Source organism: Acidobacteriota bacterium (assembly GCA_016716715.1).
Lineage (GTDB): Bacteria > Acidobacteriota > Thermoanaerobaculia > UBA5066 > UBA5066 > Fen-183.
In genome coordinates this window covers 1-19,724 of sequence record JADJVE010000014.1, presented here as the reverse complement: position 1 = coordinate 19,724, position 19,724 = coordinate 1, and the positions used below count along the sequence as shown (strand labels likewise).

Sequence of the window (19,724 nt, the reverse complement as noted above, 5' to 3'; positions counted from 1 at the left end):
CGATTCTAAGCCCGTGTCAGAAGGGATACCCAACGGCGAACGCGAACGCACCCGCGTCCTCGCCGGGCTTGCGATCCAGTTTGAGGGCGTATTCGAGGCGCAGCGGACCGACGGGTGTCAGGTAATGGAGGCCGACCCCGGCGCCCGTCCGGACCTCGCCAAGGCTGACGTTCTTCGGGTCGGCCCACGTGTTGCCCACATCCACGAAGAGCGCGACCTCGAATCCACCCGTCACGGGAATGCGCCACTCGGCGTTCGCGATCAGGACGACGTTGCCGCCCACTCCGACACCGTCCTCATTGAGCGTCTGCGGGGTGATGCCGAGGTTGTCGCGCGTGAACGCCCGGTGCGTCGAGGATCCGCCCGCGAAGAAGCGCTCGGGGACCGGGATGATGAGGTTCGGCGCACAGTTCACGCCCGTCGGGTCCTGGCACGGCTCGTAGTTCCAGATGACGCCGCCGCGCAGCGAAAACGCGACGCGGGTCGAGCCCCAGCCCCGATAGAGGCCGGCCTGCGAGAAGACCTTCAGGAAGTGCGCGTCGGCGGCGAAGAGCGGAAACGCGTACTTGAGATCGGTCCCGAGGAGGAAGCCGTTCCGCGGATTCACGAGGTCGTCGCGTCTGTCCCAGGTCACGCCGCTCGAGACGGAGGCGATTCGGCTCTCCTGGTTTCCGCGCTGGTCGGCGCCGAGGCCGGGATCCGAGGACGGCTCGACGAGCTCGTACTGGACGCGCATGCCTGTCCGCAACGACTTCGACAGGCGGTACTCGCCCTGCAAAAACGTCCCCTTGCGCTTCACGTCGTACGAAGGGGACGGTGTGTCCTTCGTGTTGTAGACGGCGAACGAGAGCGGGACCTTCCCGCCGAAGAGCGAGCGGTCTCGCGCGGTGAAGATGAGGCGCGGGTCGTTGTTCGAGGCCCGGCCCTCGATCCCGACCTCGAGCGCGCGGCCGAAGAGGTTGTTGTACGTCACGCCGAGGGAGAGGCGGAGCGAAAGCTGGTCGCTGAAGGACGCATTGCTCTGGGGGTTGAGCTCGGCGCCGACCGCGTACGTGAGCCCCCACGGGCGGGCCTCCGAGACCGTCACGAGGACGCTCCTCGACATCGTCTCGGGATCCGTCTCGAAAGTGGTGACGTCGATCCGATCGAAAACTCCGAGGCGGGCGAGCGCCTGCTGGGTCTCGAGGAGCCTGGTCAGCGAGAAGGGCTCCCCTTCGGCGTTCGCGAGGCGATCCTCGATGACGAAGGGCTTCGTGCGGCTGTTTCCGCGCACGATCGTCTTGCCGAACAGGACGGGCTTGCCTTCCGTCACGGTGTACGTGACGTCGGCACGCTCGCCCCGCGGCGGCTCCGGCGCCGTCAAGCGCGTCGTCGCCTCCACCTTCGCGTCGACGAATCCCTTGTCGACGTAGAGCGACTGCAGGAGCGCCGCGTCCGCACTCACGGCCGACTCGGAGTACGGGACTCCCGGCTTCACCGCGAGGCGGGGAGCGAGCTCCTTCTCCGGGAGCAGCCGGACCCCTTCGAGCTTCGTGAAACCAATGACGGTGCGGACACCTTCGTCGACCGCGAACGTCACGTCGAGGGTGTGCTCGCCGGCTCCGTCCGCGACTGCCGGAGCGGCGAGCCGCGCGTCCCGCCACCCGCCCTCGCGGTAGAGCGCCGCCAGCGCGTCGCGGTCGCGCGCCGCCTCGTCGCTCACGTACCGGCCCGCCTCCAGGATGCCGCGCGGCCGCGTCTCGAGGGCCGACTGGATCTCGCGGGGCTTCAGGCTCACGGCGCCCGTCACGTCCACGCGCGCGATGCTCCACCGGGCGCCCTTCTCGATCTCGAACCGCACGACTTCCTTGTCGGCCTGCGTGTCGAAGGAGACCTTCACGGACGCCTTCGCGTACCCCTTCTCTTCGTACGAGCGCTTCAGCGCGGCGCGGAGCCTCTCGACGGCGTCCTCGTCCGGCGGCTCGCCCTTCTTCCACGGCGATTCGGCGTGCTTGCGGACGACGGACTCGTCCTCACCCGTGACCTCGAGGACGACCAGCGGCCCGACGAAGACCGTGTAACGCGGCGAGACGGACGCGGTCGCGGGGTCGTAGCGCTCGTCCCCAAGGCGCACTTCGGCACGCGAATAGCCTTTGCGATGAAGCTCGTTCTCGAACCTCTCGGCATCCTCGGTCGCGGTCGTCTTCTTGTAAGGCTTTCCGACCTTCATCTTCGCCCGCGCCGTGAGCGCGGAGGACGGCAGCGCCCCGAGGCTTCCGTTCCACTCCGGCGCGGCGGCGAGGGCTCTCGGCCCGGGCCGGACGACGAAACCCACGTCGACGCTCGTCTCGTCCATGCCCGCGTCCACGGAGATCGTGACGGCGGGCTCGAAGTACCCCTCTTCCTTGAGGACGCGCCGGATCGACGCCTCGAAGACGGGCCGGCGGTCGTTCTCCCACGGGTCTCCGGGCCTGAGACCGACGGCGTCGAGCAGGCGCCCGCGCGCGGGTACGCCCTTCGTGAGGGCGAGCGCGCCGATGCGCGGCGCCGCCGAGAAGACGACGACGACCGCGACACCTTCTCCCGACGGGGCCGCCTCGACGGCGAGATCGGAGAAGCGCCGTGTCGCGAAAAGGTTTCGCATCGAGATGCGGACGGCGCTCTCGGTCAGGAGTTTTCCGGGCGCGAGGTCGGTGAGGCCCGCCATGCGTCTGTCGTCGATCGCCTGGTCGCCCCGGAAGGAGAGCGACACGATGCCACGGCCCCACATGCCGCCCTCGGGCGGGGGCGCGCCCGTCGCCGGCGCGGCGGAGAGGGCCAAGGCGATGAGCGCGGCCGCGCCGCGGGCCGTTCTCACCGCAGCCGCTGCCGGAAGCGCAGCTCGAGCGAGTACACGCCGAACTCGTCCAGCCGCGCCTGCAGGAACGCCGTCCGCGAGAGCTGGTAGTCGAGCGTGATGATCTGCTGCTGGTTGCTCGAGAGGACGAACGAGACGGTCGCGTTGAAGTCCTTTCCAAGGGACTTGCCCACCGTGATCCGCGGCGCGTCAAACGTCGAGCCGGTCGAGAAGGCGGGGTCGATCTGGAATCGGTCGAGCCGGAAGAACTCCTTCGTGCGGCTCGTGACGGCGTCGGAAGCGAGGCTCGCGAGGAGCTCGCGCGCCGCCTTCGAGACCGACTCGTCCGACGACGTCGGGGTCGCGCCGATCCCCCCCGTGACGGACGTCGAGGGGACGTCGCCCGTCGCCATGAGAGTGATGATCTGCGCCTCGGACAGCTGCGGGTCCGACGAGAAGCGCGTCGCGAGGCGCGCGGCCGTTCCCGTGAGGCCGAACGTGACCTGGTACTTGTTGACCGTGCCGCGGGCCTCCATCTCGAAGAACGGCTCGATCCGGATCGGGTTCGAGAAGAGGATGCGGCCCGAGACGAGGTCGTAGCGCTGGCCCTGGAGCGTGAGCCGCCCCCCCTCCTCCGCGCGGATCTCGCCGAAGAGGAGCGGGTGGCCCCACGTGCCCCGCGCGAAGAGCTCGCCGGAAGCCTTCAGGCGCGCGACGTTCGTCCGCACCTCGATCGACTCGGGCGGCGCGACGATCCTCACGTCGAGCGTCACGGGGTCGAAGAACGTCGGGTTCACGCCGATCGTCGCGACGCGCTTTCGCTGAAGGAGCGCCGCGAGATCGATCGAGAAGTCGCGATCGTAGAGGGCACGGTCGATCGTCAGCTCGCCTCGTATGGCGCGCGGCTGCGCGTCGCCGAGGAGGAGGAGGTTCCCGGAGAACGTCGAGCGGAAGCCGTCGAACGGCGAGGCCTTCACGTGCGAGACGAGCGCCGTGACCCGCATGCCGGCGGGCTTCCAGCCGTCGAGGAGAATCGTGCCGCCGAGATCGACGGTCCCGCCGCCGAACCTGAGCGAGAGGTCGCTGACCGTGACCTTGCCCTCGCTGAAAAGAAGCGTGCCGGTCACGGACTCGACCGCCACTCCTCCGTCCGGGCTCACGATGTCGACGCCGTCGAGGGCCGCGCGCCCCGTGACGACCGGCGCAGAAGCGGTCCCGCCGAGGCGGGCGTCGAGCGTGACGCGGCCCGCGAGCTTCAGCGGCGCAAACGCCGGCCCCAGAAGAGTGGCGTCCACGGAGCCATTCGCGGCGACGTCCAGCGATCGCGGCGCGACGAACTGAGCGCTGCCCGAAAGTGTCACGAGGGTCGGGACGCCGGACGCCGCTTCGGGCCGCACCGCCTCGGCAAGCGCCAGACGCTCGAACGAGACCCGCCCGCCGGACACCTTGAGCGGCGTCGCGCCGCGGAGCGTCAGCGTCCGTCCCCACGCCGTGAGCTGCGCGGCCGAGATCACGCCTTCGCCGTCGAGGTCGGCGGCTGAAGCGCCGGGCTTGAATGCGGCCTCGGCGCTCAGCCGGCCGTCGAACCTCGCGTCGGCCGGAACGCCGAGAAGGCCCGCGAGCGGGGCGAGGCTCGGGAACTCCGCGCGCGCCCGCCAGACGCCCCCGGTATCGGCGTCCTTCGGCGAAAAGATCTCGAGGACTCCCTCCTCCGCCGCCTCGGCCCTCAGGCTCCAGACGCCCCGTTCGGCACGGGCGCGAATCTCGACCGGATGGTCCGCGCGGGCGAGCGGTTGGCCATCGAACGCCGGGGCCGCGACGCGCAGGTCCGCGGAGAGCGTCGGCTGGTCGATCAGGCCTTCGCCGGAAGCGTGACCGGTCAGGAGCCCGCCCGCCGGGACGTCCGAGAACGCGGAGAGGCGGCCAACGGGCAGGTCCTTCGCATCGAGGTCGAACTTGTAGGCGCCGTCGGCGTACCGGTAGAAGCCTCCGAAGCTCGCGGTCGCGCCGGCGAGCCGCCCCGTCGCGCCCTCGACGGAGATGCGGTCGTCCTGGAACGCGAGCACGCCCTCGAGGCGGTCGAGCTTCTGCCCCCAGATCGACGCGTCCGTCAGGACGAGCGGGATGCGCCCGTGAATCGCCGGCGTGACGCCGTCGAGCGGGAGCCTGCCCGTCGCGCGCCCCGAGAGGGGCAGGTCGAAGTCGAGGAACGCGAGGACTTTCTCGAGCGGCCAGTCGTGGAAGTCTCCGGCGAGGCCGTCCAGCCGGTACTGTCCGCGCAGCGCGCCGCCGAACCCGATCTTCCCCTCGAGGGAGAGCGTGCCGCCGTCGTCCCGGGCGGCGAAGGGCGCGAGCGTCGCGACGTTGTGGTCCACGGTGAAACTCGCGGTCGTCTCGCCGAAGCGCACGCCGCGCAGGACGAAGTCCGTGGCGTCGAGGCGGCCTTCGACGTGCGGGTCCGAGAAGGCTCGGGTGAGGCGCGCCGAGAGGTGGCCGGTTCCGCCCAGCTTCAGCGGCGGCGAGAGAGGCTCTTTCTGGATCGCCGGGTACCAGTTCGCCGCGAGGCGCTCGAGCTCGGCGAGGTCCCCGGCCGTCACGTCGAACGTGAGGTCCGGCTCCCACGAGCCGAACCGCAGCGATCCGTCGAGGCGGACCTTCGCGCCGCCCGCGGTCGCGAGAGGCAGCTTGTCGAAGAGGATCCGGCCGTCCCTGATGCGGAGCGGCCCGCCGCCCGAAACGGGGAGCGCAACGCGCCCCTTCACGGCGGACGCGCGGCCCGGATCGGCCGCGAGCGTCAGCCGGCCCGCGCCGTCCGCGTGCTCGACACCGCCCGGCCCGAACGTGAGCGTCGCCTCGAGGCTCGCGCGCGCCATCATTCCGGTCCCCGGCAGGCCGATGTCCGCGAAGAACTGCTCGAAGTCGATCCCCTTGCCGCGCAACGCGATCTTCACGGGCAGCGGCGGCCGGTCGAGCCGCTCGAGCTGGACGAGGGCCTGCAGGGAACCCCCCGCGTAACTCGCACGCGAGACGTCCACGAGAAGGCCTTTCGGGTCGAGCCGGAGCGTCCCCTCGCCGGACATCGGGAAGACGGCGAGCCGCGAGGCCGGCAGGTCGAAGGCCGCACGGATCCGAAAGCCTCCGGGTTCGCCGGCGCGGAGCGTGCCGTTCAGCCGGACCGGCCCCGCAAGCGGGAGGCCGAACCCGAATGCGCTCCCGAGCGTTTCGCCGGTCGTCTCGATCTTCGCGACGAGGGCGAGGACGGGCTTCTTCAGGTCGTCGACGCCGCCCGAGGCCTCGACGGAGATCTTCGGGCCCTTGAGGCGCAGGCCGGTCAGGTGGGCGCGGCCCGGCGCGAGCGTGACCTCGGCGCCGACCGCGAACTCGAGCGGCTCGTTGTCCTCGAGACGAAAGCTCCCCTGGCGGCAGGCGAGGACGAGGTGCGTGACCGAGAGTGTCCGGCCGGCGCGCGCCGTCACGGCGGCGTCTTTCAACAGGGCGTCGATCTCGGCCTTCCACTCCCGGAACCGCAGCGACGCGCGCTGGATGACGGCCTCGTGGAGCTGGATGTCCTTGCCCCCGCCGCCGCCCCCGCGCAGCGCCCGGAGGATCGGGTCCACGTTCGTCGAGCCGTCCGGAAACACCTCGATGACGAGGCGCGGCGCGACCACCCGCAGCTTCGAGATTTCGATCCGGTTGCTCGTGATCGCCGGGATTCCCCGGATCTCGATCTCGGCCGCCGAGAAGAGCGGCCCCGCGAGCGACCGGCGGTCGTTCGCGATCGAGACGTCGCGCACGAGGAACGAGAACGGGAGGAGCGCGAGGTCGAAGCCCCCGATCGACACCTTCCGCCCGATCTGAGCCTCGACGAGCCTCTCCGTCTTGCGCCGCATCGCGTCCTGGAAGCGGTGCGACCGGAACACGGCGTACAGGACGAGAACCGAAAAAAGGAGAAGCAGGGTGAAGAGCCGGACGAGACGAACCTGCGTGAGGGAGAGTTGCGGGAGGGTCGGGATCGGTCGCCGGGCCATCTCCCCTCGCTAGCGCGACGCGTTGTCCCGCTCGCCGCCGAACGAGAGCTTCCCCGCCAGGACGTCCCAGAAGGAGCCCGCCGAGGCCCGAACGAGCGAGACGGTTTCCCGCGCGCGGGAGATTGAAATGCGCGTCGCGGCGCTCACGGGGAACCCCTCCTGCCCGTCGAGCGTCAGGAAGACTCCCGTCGCGTCCTCCTCGACGCGCAGGTCGAGTCGGACGGAGTCCGGCAGGACGAGCGGGCGGAGCGACAAGGTGTGGGGGCAGATGGGCGACAGGACGAGGGCCGGCATCGTCGGCTCGAGAATCGGGCCGCCGGCCGAGAGGTTGTAGGCGGTCGAGCCCGTCGGCGTCGAGACGATGAGCCCGTCGCCCCGGTAGCGCGAGACCGTCCGGCCGTCCACGTCGACGCGGATCGCCGCGATGCGCGCGAGCGCGGACTTGCCGAGGACGGCGTCGTTCACGACGCGATACGTCCGCGCCGGGCGGCGCCCTTCCGCCACGGACACCGAGAGGAGACGCCGCTCCTCGAGGCGCGCGGTTCCCGCGAGCGCGTCCTCGAGAATCTCGTCGCAGTCACCGGGGCTGCAGGTCGTGAGAAACCCGAGCGTCCCGATGTCGATCCCGAGGATGGGCACGTTCGGCGCGGGATGGCGGGCGACCGAGAGAAGGGTGCCGTCGCCGCCGAGCGTCACGAGGAGGTCGACGGCGCGCGCGATCTCCGTCCGCGCCACGCCGCCATCGACCTCGCGGGCCGCGGAGGACTCGAGGTCGTGCACGACCTCGTAGCCGCGCTTCGTGAGGCGGCGATCCAGCTTGCGGGAGAGCTCGAGCGCGTCCTGGCTCGTATACCGGGTGACGAGGCCCACCCGGCGCACGCGCGAGGCGCTCCTCTTTCGGACCGTCACCCCGAAAGTGTAGCGGGATTCCTCCGGAACGCGGCGAGGTATTCCACGTTGCCGTCGGCGCCCGTGATCGGCGACGGCACGGCGCCGCGGGGCACGAGGCCCAGCGCCGCGGCCGAAGCCTCGACGCGGGCGACCGCGCGGGCCCGGACGGCCTCGTCGCGGACGATCCCGCCTCGCCCGACCTCCCCGCGTTCCGCCTCGAACTGCGGCTTGACGAGGACGAGGACGTCCGCCGACGGCGCGAGGAGCGGAACGGCCGCCGGCAGGACGAGCGTCAGCGAGATGAAGGAGAGATCTCCGACGAGGAGGGACGGCTCCTCGGGGACCTCGGTGCGCGACAGGAGCCGCGCGTTTACCCTTTCCCTGAGGACCACGCGCGGGTCGCCGCGCAGCTTCGCGTGGAGCTGCCCCCATCCGACGTCGACCGCGTAGACCCGCGCGGCCCCCCGCGCGAGGAGCACGTCCGTGAACCCCCCGGTGGACGCGCCGACGTCCAGGCAGACGCGCCCCGCGGGATCGATCCCGAAGTGAGTCAGGCCGGAGGCGAGCTTGACGCCCCCGCGCGAGACCCACGGGTGCTCGGGCTCGCCGACGGAGACCTCTGCAGCGTCGTCGACGGGCGTCCCGGGCTTCACCCTCTCCTTCCCGGCGACCGCGACGCGCCCGGCGAGGATGAGGGCCTCGGCGCGCGCGCGCGACGGGGCGAGGCCGCGCTCGACGAGGAGGACGTCGAGCCGCTTCTTCTTCAGATCGTCACCATCACCTTGAGGACGTCGCCGCCCCGGCGCGCGAGCCGGAACGCCTCGGCGGCGTCCTCGAGCGGCACGCGGTGCGTCACGAGATCGGAGGCCTTCACGACGCCGCGCTCGATGAGCGACAAAGCCTCGCGAAGATCCCGCGCTCCGGAGGAATAAGAGAAGAGCATTGAAAGGTCGCGCAGGTAAGGCAGATGCGGCTCGATCGTCCAGCTCTTGCCGGGCGCGACCGGTGAATAGAACACGACTCGGCCCGCCGGGCCCGCCGCCGAGAGAGCTGAAAGGACCGCGTCTTCGCTGGTCGGCAGCACGAAGACCACGTCGGCGCCCGCGCGATCTCCCCTCTTCACCTTCAAAGAAAATTCTTCTCCGGGCTCTCCCACGGCATCAAACCCAAGTCGCAGCGCGTGGGCCCGCCTCTGCGGGTCCGGATCGCAGCCGACGAGTGTCGCCGCGCCCGCGGCCCGCGCAACGAGGCCGAGGAGGATGCCGTTCGCGCCGAGGCCGATGACGGCGACGGTGTCGCCTCGGCGGATGGCCGCGCGCCGCACGGCCTTCACCGCGCAGGCCACCGGCTCGGCGAGCGCGCCGTCCTCGAAGCTCATGCTGTCCGCCAGTCGGAACACGTCCGTCGCCACCGCGGCCGCATCCACGTGGACGAATTCCGCGAGTCCGCCCGGGTCGAGGCGGTTCTTCTTCCACGCCTCGCACTGGACGTCCTCGCCCACGAGGCACCAGCGGCACTTCCCGCACGCCGCGTGGTGGTGGACGACGACGCGGTCGCCCGGCCGGAACGCCGCGCCCTCCCCCGCCTCGGCGACGACGCCCGCGGGCTCGTGGCCGAGGACGGCCGGAGCCTTCGTCGCGACGTACCAGCCCGTCGTGTCGCTGCCGCAGATCCCGACCGCCTTCATCGCGACGAGGAGCTCGCCCGGGCCGATCGCGGGCACCTCGCGCGTGACGACTTCGATCCGGTCCACGGAATGCGCGACCGCCGCGCGCATCGTCCTCACGGGATCACCGCGACCTTCAGGGCCGTCCCGGCGCGGGCGAGGTCGAACGCCGCCTGCCACTCGGCAAGCGGGCGGCGGGCCGAGACGATCTCCGCGGCGGGAATGGCGCCGCCGGAGAGCAGGTCGAGCGCCTCGTCCACCTCGCGAGGCGTGTAGTGGAACGAGCCGACGATCGAGACCTCCCGGTAGTGAACCGCGTGGGCGTCGATCGCGACGCGCGCACCCGCCGGCAGCCCGGCGAAGAGAAGCACCGTCCCGCCGTCGGCCGCGAGCGCCGGCAGCGCCTCGATGACGCCGGGATCGCCCGTCGTGTCGATGACGAGAGGAAAAGAGTTTGAGGAAGAGGAAGAGAGAGAAGAGAAGATTTCTTTGAAGGTGAATACGGGAGGCGGAGCGCCGGCGCCGCCCGCGCGCGACGAGGGCCCGATGTGAGCGACCTCTGCCATATTCCTTTCAAAGAAAGCGAGTCTCTCCGCCCGCCTTCCTGCGATGACGACTCGGCGTCCCGCGCTTCCCGTTCTCTCTTCCTCTTTCCCCCTCAAAAAGAAAAAACAGCAGCGCCGCGATCGGGCCGGTGCCGGCGATGAGAACGTCCCCCCGCGCGTCCCCGCCGCGCGCGCTCTGCGCGCGCGCGAGCCCGCGCACGACGCTCGCCAGCGGATCGAGGAGGGCGGCCGTCTCGTCGGCCATGCCGTCCGGAATCCTCCGGAGACCGTTCTTCGCGAGGCGCTCGGGCACGAGGAGGAAGTCCGCGAACGCGCCGAAGAGCGGGCGGTCGAACGCGGTCGCGCAGAGATTCTCGCGGCCCTTGCGGCAGGCCTCGCAGTCGCCGCACGGCGCCGAGACGGCCGACGTGACGCGCGTTCCGGATGTCCACGCGGCACCCGCGCCCGCCTTCTCGACGACGCCCGCCCACTCGTGGCCCAGCGTCAGCGGGAACGGGATCTTCGGGTGGCCGCGCTGCGCGATCTTGAGGTCGGTCCCGCACGTGAGCGCCGCGGCGACGCGCACGAGAACCTCGCCCGGGCCGGGCTCGGGCACCGCCACATCCTTGAGGACCGGAGTCCCGGGACCATCGCAGACGAGCGCGCGCACGCAGGAAGCGTAGCAGGGGCGCGCGCGAGACCCGGTCGCAGGACCGCGCTTCGCTTGACGCGCCGCGCCTTCCGACGCAGTCTCCCGCGCGCATGAGCGACCGCTCCGCGTCGAGCTGGGCCCTCCTGTCGATCGCCGCCGCCGTCGTGACGATCGCCTTGAAGGTCTACGCCTGGAAGCTCACGGGCTCCGTCGGCCTCCTCTCGGACGCGGCCGAGTCGGGCGTGAACCTTCTCGCGGCGCTCGTCGCGTTCTGGGCTCTGCGCCGCGCGAGCCGCCCTGCCGACTCCACCTACGCGTTCGGGCAGACGAAGGCCGAGTACTTCGCGAGCGGCTTCGAGGGCCTCATGATCCTCGCCGCGTCCGTCGCGATCGCGGTGACGGCCGTCGAGCGGCTCAAGAGCCTCCAGCCGATCGAGAACGTGGGCCTCGGCCTCGGGATCTCGGTCCTCGCCTCCGCCGTGAACGGCGTCGTCGCGTTCATCCTCCTGCGCGAGGGCAAACGGCTCCGCTCGATCACGCTGCGGGCCGACGCGCAGCACCTCCTCACGGACGTCTGGACGTCCGCAGGCGTCCTCGTCGGTGTCCTCCTCGTGAAGCTCACGGGCTGGCTGATCCTCGACCCCATCGTCGCGCTGCTCGTCGCCGCGAACATCGTCTATACCGCGGTGCGGCTCCTGCAGGAGACCGGGTACGGCCTCCTCGACAAGGCCATCGGCGAGGACGAGCAGGCGGCGCTCACGGCGGCGCTCGCACCGTTCCACGAGCGCGGGATCGTCCTGCACGACATCCGGACCCGCCGCGCGGGGCCGCGCCACTTCATCCAGATGCACGTCCTCGTCCCGGGCTCGTGGACCGTCAAGCAGGGGCACGACGTCTGCGAGGAGATCGAACGCGGCGTCGCCGGCGCCCTCCCCGGCAGCACGGTCACGACCCACCTCGAACCGCTCGAAGACCCGTCGTCGTGGGACGACCGGGGCCTCGACCGCCACCTCTGACGCTCAGCGCGGCGCCAGCGGCCCGCCCGGGGCCTTGAGGTACGCCGCGAGCGCCTCGGCGAACCGCTCGGACCCCTCCGGCGTGAAGTGCACGGGGTCCGCGAACGCGGACTCGGGGAACGCGCCGCCGGCGAACGGGTCGAGAAAGAGAGCCGCCCCGTCCGCGGCGAGCGCGCGCGCGACGGCGTTGTAGCGCGCGAGGCCCGCGAGGTAGCCGGCCGGCGTGAGCCCGGGAGCCCAGCCCTCGAGCCACGCGCGGTCGGCGGCCTCGTGCCCCGAGCGGATGCGCGCCGACTGCGCGACGAGCAGCGTCCGCGCGCCGTGCGTGCGCGCGGCGGCGATCGTCGAACGCAGGTTGCGTTCGTAGACGGCGACCGCCGCAGCCGGAATGTCGTCCTGCCTGGGTCCGCCGTTCCACGCGTACGAGGGCGCGAAGCCCTCGGCGGCCAGCGAGTCGCCCGGGCCGCGCAGGCGGCCGAGGAGCGACTCGAGGAAGACCGAGCGCGAAACGAGGCGGACCGGCACCGGGACGACTCCGAGCACGCGCGGCAGGATGTCCGTGTGCCCTTCGGAGTAGTCCGCGCGGAACGGCACGTGGCCGGCCGGCTGGAGGTCGTTGACGCCGGAGAAGACGACGACGAGATCCGGGTCCAGCTCGAGGTCGCGGATCTCGAGCGAAACGAGGCTCTCGAGGCTCGTCCAGCCCGGGAAGCCGGCGTTCGCGACGTCGGCCCGCGGCGCGAGGAGCGCCCCGAGGCGCGCCGGCCAGGTCGACGCGTCGTCCGCCGCGAGGAGGTCGAAAGTCGTCGACCCTCCCTCGCAGACGATCCGGAAGACGCCCGCGGGCTTCGGAACCGCGAGGTCGCGGACGTTCGTCGCGCGCTGGCCGCGTGCGTTGAAGTGGACCACCTTGCCCGCGGCCTCGAGCGTCGCGTCCGGCCGCCCCGCGACGACGAGGCGGGGATGGAGCCGATAGGCGCGCCCGATCTTCTCGACGAACTTCGTGTACGCCTCGACGCGGGTCTCGGGCCACGCACCCGTGCGGACGCGCAGCGCCGCGCGGCACCCGCCCTCGAACGCGAGGAACAGGACCACGGCGATCCCGAGCGGGACGAAGAGATTCGCGGCGAGCGTACGGAGGAGCTTCACGAATCGCCTCAGCGGGCCAGGACGTAGACGTCCTGCAGCGACGCCACGGGGAACCGGCGCGGCGCGCCGTCCGCGGCGCCACGCGGGAAGAACGCGGCGGAGGAAAACTCCGCGAAGAGGGCCCGCGCGAAGGACTCGGAGTGGAACGAGGTGTAGGCGTTTGCGCCCTCGGCTGCACCCGCGACCTCGGCATAGCCCGTGGCCGCCCAGCGCGCCGCGTCGGCCCCGCGGAGGAAGACCGAGGCGTAGACGGTCCCATGCAGCGTCACGAGCGCCCGCCCGCCCGGTGCGAGGAGGCGACGCACCTCGGCGAGCCACGCGCGCTGGTTCGCGAGCGACACGTGCGTGAGGACGGACGAGAGGACGACGAGGTCGACGGCGCCGTCCGGGTGCGGCAGCGGCGGATGCAGGCCGTTCACCTCCCACGCCGCGACGGCGGGAAGGTGGGTGCGCGCCCAGGCGATCAGGTCCGGGTTGAGGTCCGTGCCCACGAGGCGCCGGCCGGGATCATCCACATGCCAACCGGCAAGCAGCCGGCCCGTTCCACAGCCGATGTCGAGGACTGAGCGGACACCCGCCGGGTCGGCGCCCGCCGCGCGAAGCTGCAGCTCCATCGCGAGGAAGGACTCGAGAATGGACCGGCGGTAGACCTCGACGTCGCCCCCGCCCTGCGTCACGGCCACGAGGTCGGAGGCGGGCACGGGCATCGCTTCGATGCGCGCCGCGAGCATCCGGAGCCGCTCGGCCTCGCGTTCGGCGAACGGCACGTCGTAACGGAAGGCCGTCGTCTCGGCGCCCGACGCGTGGCGCACGCTGAGGTCGACCGCGGCTCCCTGCGGCACGGGCACGTCGAGCGTGAACCGGCAGGCCGCCGAGCCCTCGAGCGGCACCCACGAGATCTCGGGCGAGGGGCCGTTCGCGGGCGCGCGCCCGAGCGTCCGGCCCGCCGAAGAGGCCACGACCTCGACGACCGGGTCGTCCCCGGCGGCGAGCGCGATCCCACGGAAGGCAGCCCGGCCGCCCGGCCGGATCTCCGCGTACCCGGGACCGTCGAGGAGGAAAACGGCGGTCTCGGTCACGCCTTCGCCGCGAGGTGCCGCGACCCCGGGGCGACCACGGGCTCGCCGCGCGCGCAGAGCGGGCACGACGCCGGCTCCCACGCCGGGACCTCGAGCGGCAGAAGCGCGCGATACGGGACCCCGTCGACGGCCGGAGCCTTCTCCGCGGCAGCGCGTCGGTCCACGATCGACCCGCACGCGACCGGCACGGCGCCCGCCTGCCGGAGGACGTCGAGGACCTCCCTCGTCGACTTCCCCGTCGTCACGACGTCCTCGATCACGGCAACGCGCTCGCCCGGCTCCAGGGCAAACCCGCGCCGAAGGGAGAAGACGCCGTCCACGCGTTCCGTGAAGATCGCGCGCACCCCGAGGCCGCGCCCGACCTCGTGGCCGATGATCACGCCCCCCATCGCGGGCGACACGACGACTCCCGGCTTCTCCGGCGCGAGAAGCGCCGCGAGCGCGGCACCGAGGACGCCGGCCCGATCCGGGTGCTGGAGAACCTTCGCGCACTGGAGGTAGCGGTCCGCGTGGAGGCCCGACGAGAGCTTGAAGTGGCCCGCGAGGAGCGCGCCCGTCTCCTCGAAGTGGCGGCGCACGGCCTCGGGAGTCACGGCTCGCCCCCTTCCCGGTCCCGGCGCAGGCCGTAGCGGTCGATCTTCTTGTAGAGGTTCGAGCGAGGCGTGTCGATGGCCTCGGCGGTGCGCGTCACGTTGCCTCCGTTCTCCGCGAGCTTGGAGACGAGGTAGAGCTTCTCCGTCTCGTCCTGGAACTCCTGAAGCGTCCGGATGGCCGCGAGGCGCTCCCAGACTCCCGCGGACGAAGCGTCCACGACCTTGCCGCCGCGCACGGCGATGGGCCCTTCGTCGGCCGCGGGCGCGGCGGCGGCCCCGTCCACGTCGGCGGCGTCGAGGACGTCGCCGTCCGCCATGATCATGAGACGCTCGACGTGGTTCTTGAGCTCGCGGACGTTCCCGGGCCACGAGCGCGCCGCGAGCGCCTCGAGCGCCGCGTCCGTGAAGCGCTTCGGCCTGTAGTTGTTCGTGCGCGCGAACTGGTCGGCGAACCACTGGACGAGGACCGGGATGTCCTTCGGCCGCTCGGACAGCGGCGGCGTGCGCAGCGGGACGACCTTCAGGCGGTAGTAGAGGTCCTCGCGGAACCTCCCCTGCGCGATCAGCGTCGTGAGCTCGCGGTTCGTGGCGGCGACGACCCGGACCTTCACCTTCACGACGCGCGGGCTCCCGACCGGCTCCACCTCGCCCTCCTGCAGGACGCGGAGCACCTTCGCCTGCGCGGAGGCCGACATGTCCCCCACCTCGTCGAGGAAGATCGTGCCGCCGTCCGCCTCGACGAACTTGCCCGTCTGCTTGCGGTCCGCGCCCGTGAACGAGCCGCGCTCGTGACCGAAGAGCTCGGATTCGATCAGCGTGTCCGGGATCGCAGCGCAGTTGACCTGCACGAACGGGCCCGCCTTCACGAGCGACGAATCGTGGATCGCCCGAGCGACGAGCTCCTTGCCCGTGCCGCTGGGCCCGACGATGAGGACGGTCAGGGGGCTCGGCGCGACCCGCGCGATCTCGGCCAGGAGCTTCCGCATCGGCTCGCTGTCCTGGACGATGCGGCCGATCCCGAGGCGCGACTTGAGCTCGAGGTTCTCGCGCGCGAGGCGCGTCGAATCGAGGACCCGCCGGAGCGCGTTGAGGATGTAGTCGGTCGAAAGAGGCTTCTCGAGGAAGTCGTCGGCCCCGGCGCGCACGGCGTCCATCGCCGTCTTCACGTCGCCGTGACCCGAGATCATGACGACCGGCGTCGCGACGCCGCGCGAGCGAATCTTCGCGAGCGTCTCGAGGCCGTCCTGCACGGGCATCTTGATGTCGAGGAGCAGCGCGTCGTGGTCCGGCGCCTCCCTCACGGCGTCCTGGCCGGAGGAGACCGCCTTCACCTCGTAACCGTGCTCCTCGAGCGTGGTCTTCAGGGAGTCCCGAATGTCGGCCTCGTCGTCGCAGACGAGGATGCGGCGCGCCATCTCGGAGATCCTAGCAGCCCGAGGCCCGTGGATGATTCAGCTGCGCTATGTCGCACGCGCGGGCGACGCGGGAAGCTCGCCGCGGAAAGCGACGAGATGAAGACCGCCCGCGACGTCATGATTCACCCCGTCCTCGCGGTCCGCGAGAGCTGGACGGTCCACGAGCTCGCAACGTTCTTCACCGAGAAGGGCATCTCGGGCGCTCCCGTGCTCGACGCGGCCGGACGCCTGACCGGCGTCGTGAGCCTGACCGACATCGTCGACCAGGTGACGCGCGACCGCGAACCGGACGCGCGCCCCTCCCGCGCCTGGGAGAAGCGCTTCAACCCCGAGGACCTCCGGGGGCTCGCGATCGAGGACGGCGGACGACTCGTCGCCGAGATCATGACGCCCACGTTCTTCACCATTCCGGACACGACCCCCCTGCCGAAGATCGCGCGGACGATGGTCGCCGGCTGCATTCACCGGCTCCTCGTCACGCGCCAGGGCCACGTCGTCGGGATCGTCACGACGCTCGACCTCCTGCGCGAGCTCGCCGGCATGGGCCAGAAGCCGGCCCGCCGCCGGCCGGCCTCGAAGCGGCCGCCGGCCGCCCCCGCGAAGGCCGCGCGGTCCGTGAAGAAACGCTAAGATCCCCGGCACACTCCCGGACAAGGAGAGCCTCATGACGGCGGAATCGGCGGCGAAGCCCGGCCTCGACCTCTCGCATTCCCAGCAGGTGGCGATCGAGAAGCTCGCGAAGGACGAGAACGTCATCCATCCGCCCATCTGGATGGCGCGTGACGCGGTGATCCGCAACGACGTCGTCGAGCGCGAGCACGCCCTCCTCGCGCCGGACGACTTCTGGGCCGAGAAGGCCGCGGCCATCGAGTGGATGGAGCCCTGGAAGGAAGTCTGCCGCTTCCAGCCGCCGAACCACCAGTGGTTCATCGGCGGCAAGCTGAACGCCACCGTCTCCTGCATAGACCGCCACGTCTACGGCGACAAGCGCAACAAGGCGGCGCTCCTCTGGGTCGGCGAGGACGGCGAGGAGCACACCTACACGTACAGCCGGCTCTACCGCGAGGTGAACCGCTTCGCGAACGCGCTGAAGCGCCTCGGCGTGGCGAAGGGCGACCGCGTCATCATCTACATGCCGCTCGTCCCCGAGGGCATCATCACGATGCTCGCGTGCGCGCGCATCGGCGCGATCCACTCCGTCGTCTTCGCGGGGATGGGCACGCAGGCGCTCAAGTCCCGCATCGAGGACTGCAGCGCGAAGGTCGTCGTCTGCTCGGACTTCACGTTCCGGAGGGGCAAGAAGATCCCGCTCAAGCCGACGATCGACGAGGCCGTCCGAGACCTCCCGTTCGTCGAGAAGGTCGTCGTCCACCGCCGCGGCTCGCGGCCGGGCGACGAGCCCGTCACGTTCGAGAGCGAGCGCGAGTGCGACTTCTACGACATCCAGCACGCGCGCGAGATCCACTGCCCGCCCGAGCCCATGGACGCCGAGGATCCGCTCTTCATCCTCTACACGTCGGGCACGACGGGGACGCCCAAGGGCGTCGTCCACACCGTGGGCGGCTACATGGTGGGCGTGACGTACCTGGCGCGCGCCTTCTACCAGATCGGCGACCGCGACATCTACTGGTCCACGTCCGACATCGGCTGGATCGTCGGCCACTCGTTCATCGTCTACGGACCGCTCTCGGTCGGCGCGACGGTCTTCACGCGCGAGGGCGTTCCGGACTACCCGTCGGCCGACGTCACGTGGGAGCTGTGCGAGCGCGTGGGCGTGAACATCCTCTTCACGGCGCCGACGGCGATGCGCATGTTCATGAGCCACGGGGCCGAGGCGCCCGCGCGCTACGACCTCTCGCGCCTGCGCCTCATCGCGTGCGCGGGCGAACCGCTCAACCCCGAGGCGCACCTCTGGGCGCAGAAGCACCTCGTCGGGCAGTCGGGCGGCATGGTCGTCGACAACTTCTGGCAGACGGAGATCGCGGCCCCCGTCCTCGGCACGCTCCCGACGTTCGAGGCGCGGCCCGGCAAGGTCGGCAAGCCGCTGCCGGGCGTCGCGGCGGACATCGTCGACAAGGACGGGAAGTCCCTGCCCGACGGCCACGGCGGCCTCCTCGTCCTCAGACGGCCCGTGCCGTACATGCTCCGCACCGTGTGGGGAGACCCGGCGCGCTACGAAAAATACTGGGAGCAGATCCCCGGCTGCTACACGTGCGGCGACATCGCGGTTCGCGACGCCGACGGCTACTTCGCCGTCCTCGGCCGCTCGGACGACGTCATGAACGTGGCGGGCCACCGCATCGGCACGGCCGACGTCGAGGGCTCGCTCCTCCGGCACCCGGCCGTCGCCGAGAGCGCCGTCGTCGGGCTTCCCGGACGCCCTCAAGGGCGAGCGGATCAAGGCCTTCGTCGTCCTCAAGGCGAGCGCGCAGGCGGGACCGGGCCTCATCGGCAGCCTCAAGGACCACGTGCGCCAGGACCTCGGACCCATCGCGGTGCCCCAGGATATCGACCTCGTGCCGTCGCTTCCGAAGACGCGGTCCGGAAAGATCGTGAGGCGGTACCTGAAGGCCAAGGAGATGGGCGAGGACCCGGGCGATCTCTCCACGCTCGCGGACTGAAACGGAAACGCCCCCGGAGGCACGGGCCTCCGGGGGCGTTCGGGTCCTTGTGGAGAGTCTTTACTTCTGGATCGCGATCGAGAGCGAGCCCGTGTAGGTCAGGGCGACCTTGTCGCCGACCTTGTAGCCCTCGAGGTTCTTCGCGTTGCGGATCTTGACGGTCTGGCTCTTGCCGTCGGCCGTCTTGAAGGTCACCGAGGGAACCGCAGGGTCCATGGCCGTGACCGTGACGACCTTCGTGACGTAGCCCGAGGCGGCGCCCGTCGTCCGCTTGGCGGCGACCGAGTCGGCGTCGCCCGGCTTCGCAAGGCCGGCCGTGAGGGTCTCGGCGTAGGTCAGCACGACGACGTCGCCGGCCTTCACCTTGTCGAGCGTGAAGGTTTCGGGGACCGCGACGACGGACACGTCGCCGGCCTCGTCCTTGACCGTGACTTCCTTCTTGGCCTTGTTGACGTCGAGGATCTTGACCTTGGCGGTGGTCGTCTCCGTGATGGTCTTGGGCTGGGGCTTGGGGTCCTCGGCGCGGGCCGTGAGGCCGAAGCCGACGAGCCCGGCGAGGGCGAGGGTGAGGATCGAACGCTTCATGTGGAACTCCTTTTTGATGTTGATCGGGCAATGCCCGAACAGACTGCTTTGGAGGATACGACACCCCGCCGGCACTGGACCTCATCCGTTTGCATCATGTCGAATGGCGGAAGCGTGTGGGAGTCGAACCCACCCGCCGCCCCTTCCGGAGCGGGCACGCTGGTTTTGAAGACCAGGGGGGCCGCCGGGCCCCTTGCGCTTCCGGGGCGGATTCTAGACGGTGCGCCGCGTCACACCCCGGTCGAGCGCCGATCCCCCCGCTGATCCGGCGGCCCGCCGGCTCGCGTATTCGCTGTCAGGAAAAGACGAGACCGGTCATGTTCGCGACGCGCTAGTCACTTTCAGAGAATTTCCTCGATCCGAACGAAAGGAAGACCGATGCACAAACCGTCCGCTGCCCGTGTGTTCGCCCTTCTCGCGCTCGCCGCGCTCGCGGTCCCGGCCCTCGCGTCGGCGCCCGCGCTCGCGTCGAGCCACAACGAGGCTCCGTTCACGTCGAAGAACCCCAGCATCGACAACACGGACTTCTACTTCTTCCGCGACCCGAACGACCCGTCGATGGTCAACCTGATCTCCTGCTACTACGGCCTCATCGAGCCGCAGGGCGGCCCGAACTACGCGGGCTTCCAGGACGGCGCCTGGTACGACATCAAGGTCGACAACAACGGC

The 19,724-nt window shown here is 71.0% G+C and carries 15 protein-coding genes, 1 tRNA gene and 1 pseudogene; 4 read left to right on the top strand and 13 right to left on the bottom strand.

Annotated elements, in window-relative coordinates; genetic code table 11:
* Positions 1-16: 16 nt before the first annotated feature.
* The 7 genes from IPL89_16975 to IPL89_16945 are packed head-to-tail and all read right to left on the bottom strand — an operon-like array spanning position 17 to position 10,615.
* A complete protein-coding gene (locus IPL89_16975; GenBank protein MBK9064858.1) occupies positions 17-2,836 on the bottom strand; it encodes a BamA/TamA family outer membrane protein in 2,820 nt (939 codons plus the stop codon).
* Positions 2,833-6,843 (bottom strand): translocation/assembly module TamB domain-containing protein, encoded by a 4,011-nt coding sequence (locus tag IPL89_16970; protein ID MBK9064857.1) that lies wholly within the window; start codon positions 6,841-6,843, stop codon positions 2,833-2,835. Before IPL89_16970 ends, IPL89_16975 begins: the two co-directional genes overlap by 4 nt.
* Positions 6,844-6,852: 9 nt before the next feature.
* A complete protein-coding gene (locus tag IPL89_16965) occupies positions 6,853-7,752 on the bottom strand; it encodes an NAD(+)/NADH kinase (GenBank protein ID MBK9064856.1) in 900 nt (299 codons plus the stop codon).
* Positions 7,749-8,501 (bottom strand): TlyA family RNA methyltransferase, encoded by a 753-nt coding sequence (locus IPL89_16960; protein ID MBK9064855.1) that lies wholly within the window; start codon positions 8,499-8,501, stop codon positions 7,749-7,751. The genes IPL89_16965 and IPL89_16960 overlap by 4 nt, the downstream gene beginning before the upstream one ends.
* A complete protein-coding gene (locus IPL89_16955; GenBank protein MBK9064854.1) occupies positions 8,498-9,520 on the bottom strand; it encodes an alcohol dehydrogenase catalytic domain-containing protein in 1,023 nt (340 codons plus the stop codon). The genes IPL89_16960 and IPL89_16955 overlap by 4 nt, the downstream gene beginning before the upstream one ends.
* Positions 9,517-9,966 carry a zinc-binding dehydrogenase gene (locus IPL89_16950; GenBank protein MBK9064853.1) on the bottom strand — a complete coding sequence of 150 codons (450 nt, stop codon included), beginning with the start codon at positions 9,964-9,966 and terminating at the stop codon, positions 9,517-9,519. Before IPL89_16950 ends, IPL89_16955 begins: the two co-directional genes overlap by 4 nt.
* 7 nt (positions 9,967-9,973) lie before the next feature.
* Complete coding sequence (locus tag IPL89_16945; GenBank protein ID MBK9064852.1) at positions 9,974-10,615, bottom strand: alcohol dehydrogenase catalytic domain-containing protein; 642 nt, start codon at positions 10,613-10,615, stop codon at positions 9,974-9,976.
* A 92-nt stretch (positions 10,616-10,707) separates the two neighbouring features.
* Here IPL89_16945 and IPL89_16940 point away from each other — a divergent pair, with 92 nt between their 5' ends.
* Positions 10,708-11,613: a cation transporter gene (locus tag IPL89_16940; GenBank protein ID MBK9064851.1), complete on the top strand. Its 906-nt coding sequence runs from the start codon at positions 10,708-10,710 to the stop codon at positions 11,611-11,613.
* A 3-nt stretch (positions 11,614-11,616) separates the two neighbouring features.
* Here IPL89_16940 and IPL89_16935 read toward each other — a convergent pair whose 3' ends face one another.
* The 4 genes from IPL89_16935 to IPL89_16920 are packed head-to-tail and all read right to left on the bottom strand — an operon-like array spanning position 11,617 to position 15,849.
* On the bottom strand, positions 11,617-12,762 hold the full coding sequence (locus IPL89_16935; protein ID MBK9064850.1) for a hypothetical protein: 1,146 nt from the start codon (positions 12,760-12,762) through the stop codon (positions 11,617-11,619).
* Between the two features lie 8 nt (positions 12,763-12,770).
* Positions 12,771-13,841 (bottom strand): class I SAM-dependent methyltransferase, encoded by a 1,071-nt coding sequence (locus IPL89_16930; protein MBK9064849.1) that lies wholly within the window; start codon positions 13,839-13,841, stop codon positions 12,771-12,773.
* Complete coding sequence (locus IPL89_16925) at positions 13,838-14,434, bottom strand: orotate phosphoribosyltransferase (protein ID MBK9064848.1); 597 nt, start codon at positions 14,432-14,434, stop codon at positions 13,838-13,840. Before IPL89_16925 ends, IPL89_16930 begins: the two co-directional genes overlap by 4 nt.
* Positions 14,431-15,849, bottom strand: coding sequence for a sigma-54-dependent Fis family transcriptional regulator (locus IPL89_16920; GenBank protein ID MBK9064847.1), 1,419 nt, complete (start codon positions 15,847-15,849; stop codon positions 14,431-14,433). The genes IPL89_16925 and IPL89_16920 overlap by 4 nt, the downstream gene beginning before the upstream one ends.
* Before the next feature lie 96 nt (positions 15,850-15,945).
* Between IPL89_16920 and IPL89_16915 the strand changes: the two genes are divergently transcribed.
* Positions 15,946-16,479 carry a CBS domain-containing protein gene (locus IPL89_16915; protein ID MBK9064846.1) on the top strand — a complete coding sequence of 178 codons (534 nt, stop codon included), beginning with the start codon at positions 15,946-15,948 and terminating at the stop codon, positions 16,477-16,479.
* Positions 16,480-16,513: 34 nt separating this feature from the next.
* Positions 16,514-18,470, top strand: a pseudogene (gene acs, locus IPL89_16910) (acetate--CoA ligase).
* 60 nt (positions 18,471-18,530) lie between these two features.
* Here the strand turns inward: acs and IPL89_16905 are convergent.
* Positions 18,531-19,055, bottom strand: a complete 525-nt coding sequence (locus IPL89_16905) for a hypothetical protein (protein MBK9064845.1) — start codon at positions 19,053-19,055, stop codon at positions 18,531-18,533.
* Positions 19,056-19,159: 104 nt separating this feature from the next.
* Positions 19,160-19,258, bottom strand: a tRNA-Sec gene (locus IPL89_16900).
* A gap of 175 nt (positions 19,259-19,433) precedes the next feature.
* On the opposite strand from IPL89_16900, the gene IPL89_16895 reads away from it, so the two are divergent.
* The coding region (locus IPL89_16895) for a DUF4331 family protein (protein ID MBK9064844.1) at positions 19,434-19,724 on the top strand (291 nt) is incomplete at its 3' end.

Excerpts from the sequence above, each read along its gene's own strand:
- IPL89_16950 (MBK9064853.1), bottom strand. The coding sequence starts at position 9,966 with ATGGCAGAGGTCGCTCACATCGGGCCCTCGTCGCGCGCGGGCGGCGCC.
- IPL89_16920 (MBK9064847.1), bottom strand. The coding sequence starts at position 15,849 with ATGGCGCGCCGCATCCTCGTCTGCGACGACGAGGCCGACATTCGGGAC.
- IPL89_16970 (MBK9064857.1), bottom strand. The coding sequence starts at position 6,843 with ATGGCCCGGCGACCGATCCCGACCCTCCCGCAACTCTCCCTCACGCAG.
- IPL89_16905 (MBK9064845.1), bottom strand. The coding sequence starts at position 19,055 with ATGAAGCGTTCGATCCTCACCCTCGCCCTCGCCGGGCTCGTCGGCTTC.
- IPL89_16940 (MBK9064851.1), top strand. The coding sequence starts at position 10,708 with ATGAGCGACCGCTCCGCGTCGAGCTGGGCCCTCCTGTCGATCGCCGCC.
- IPL89_16915 (MBK9064846.1), top strand. The coding sequence starts at position 15,946 with ATGAAGACCGCCCGCGACGTCATGATTCACCCCGTCCTCGCGGTCCGC.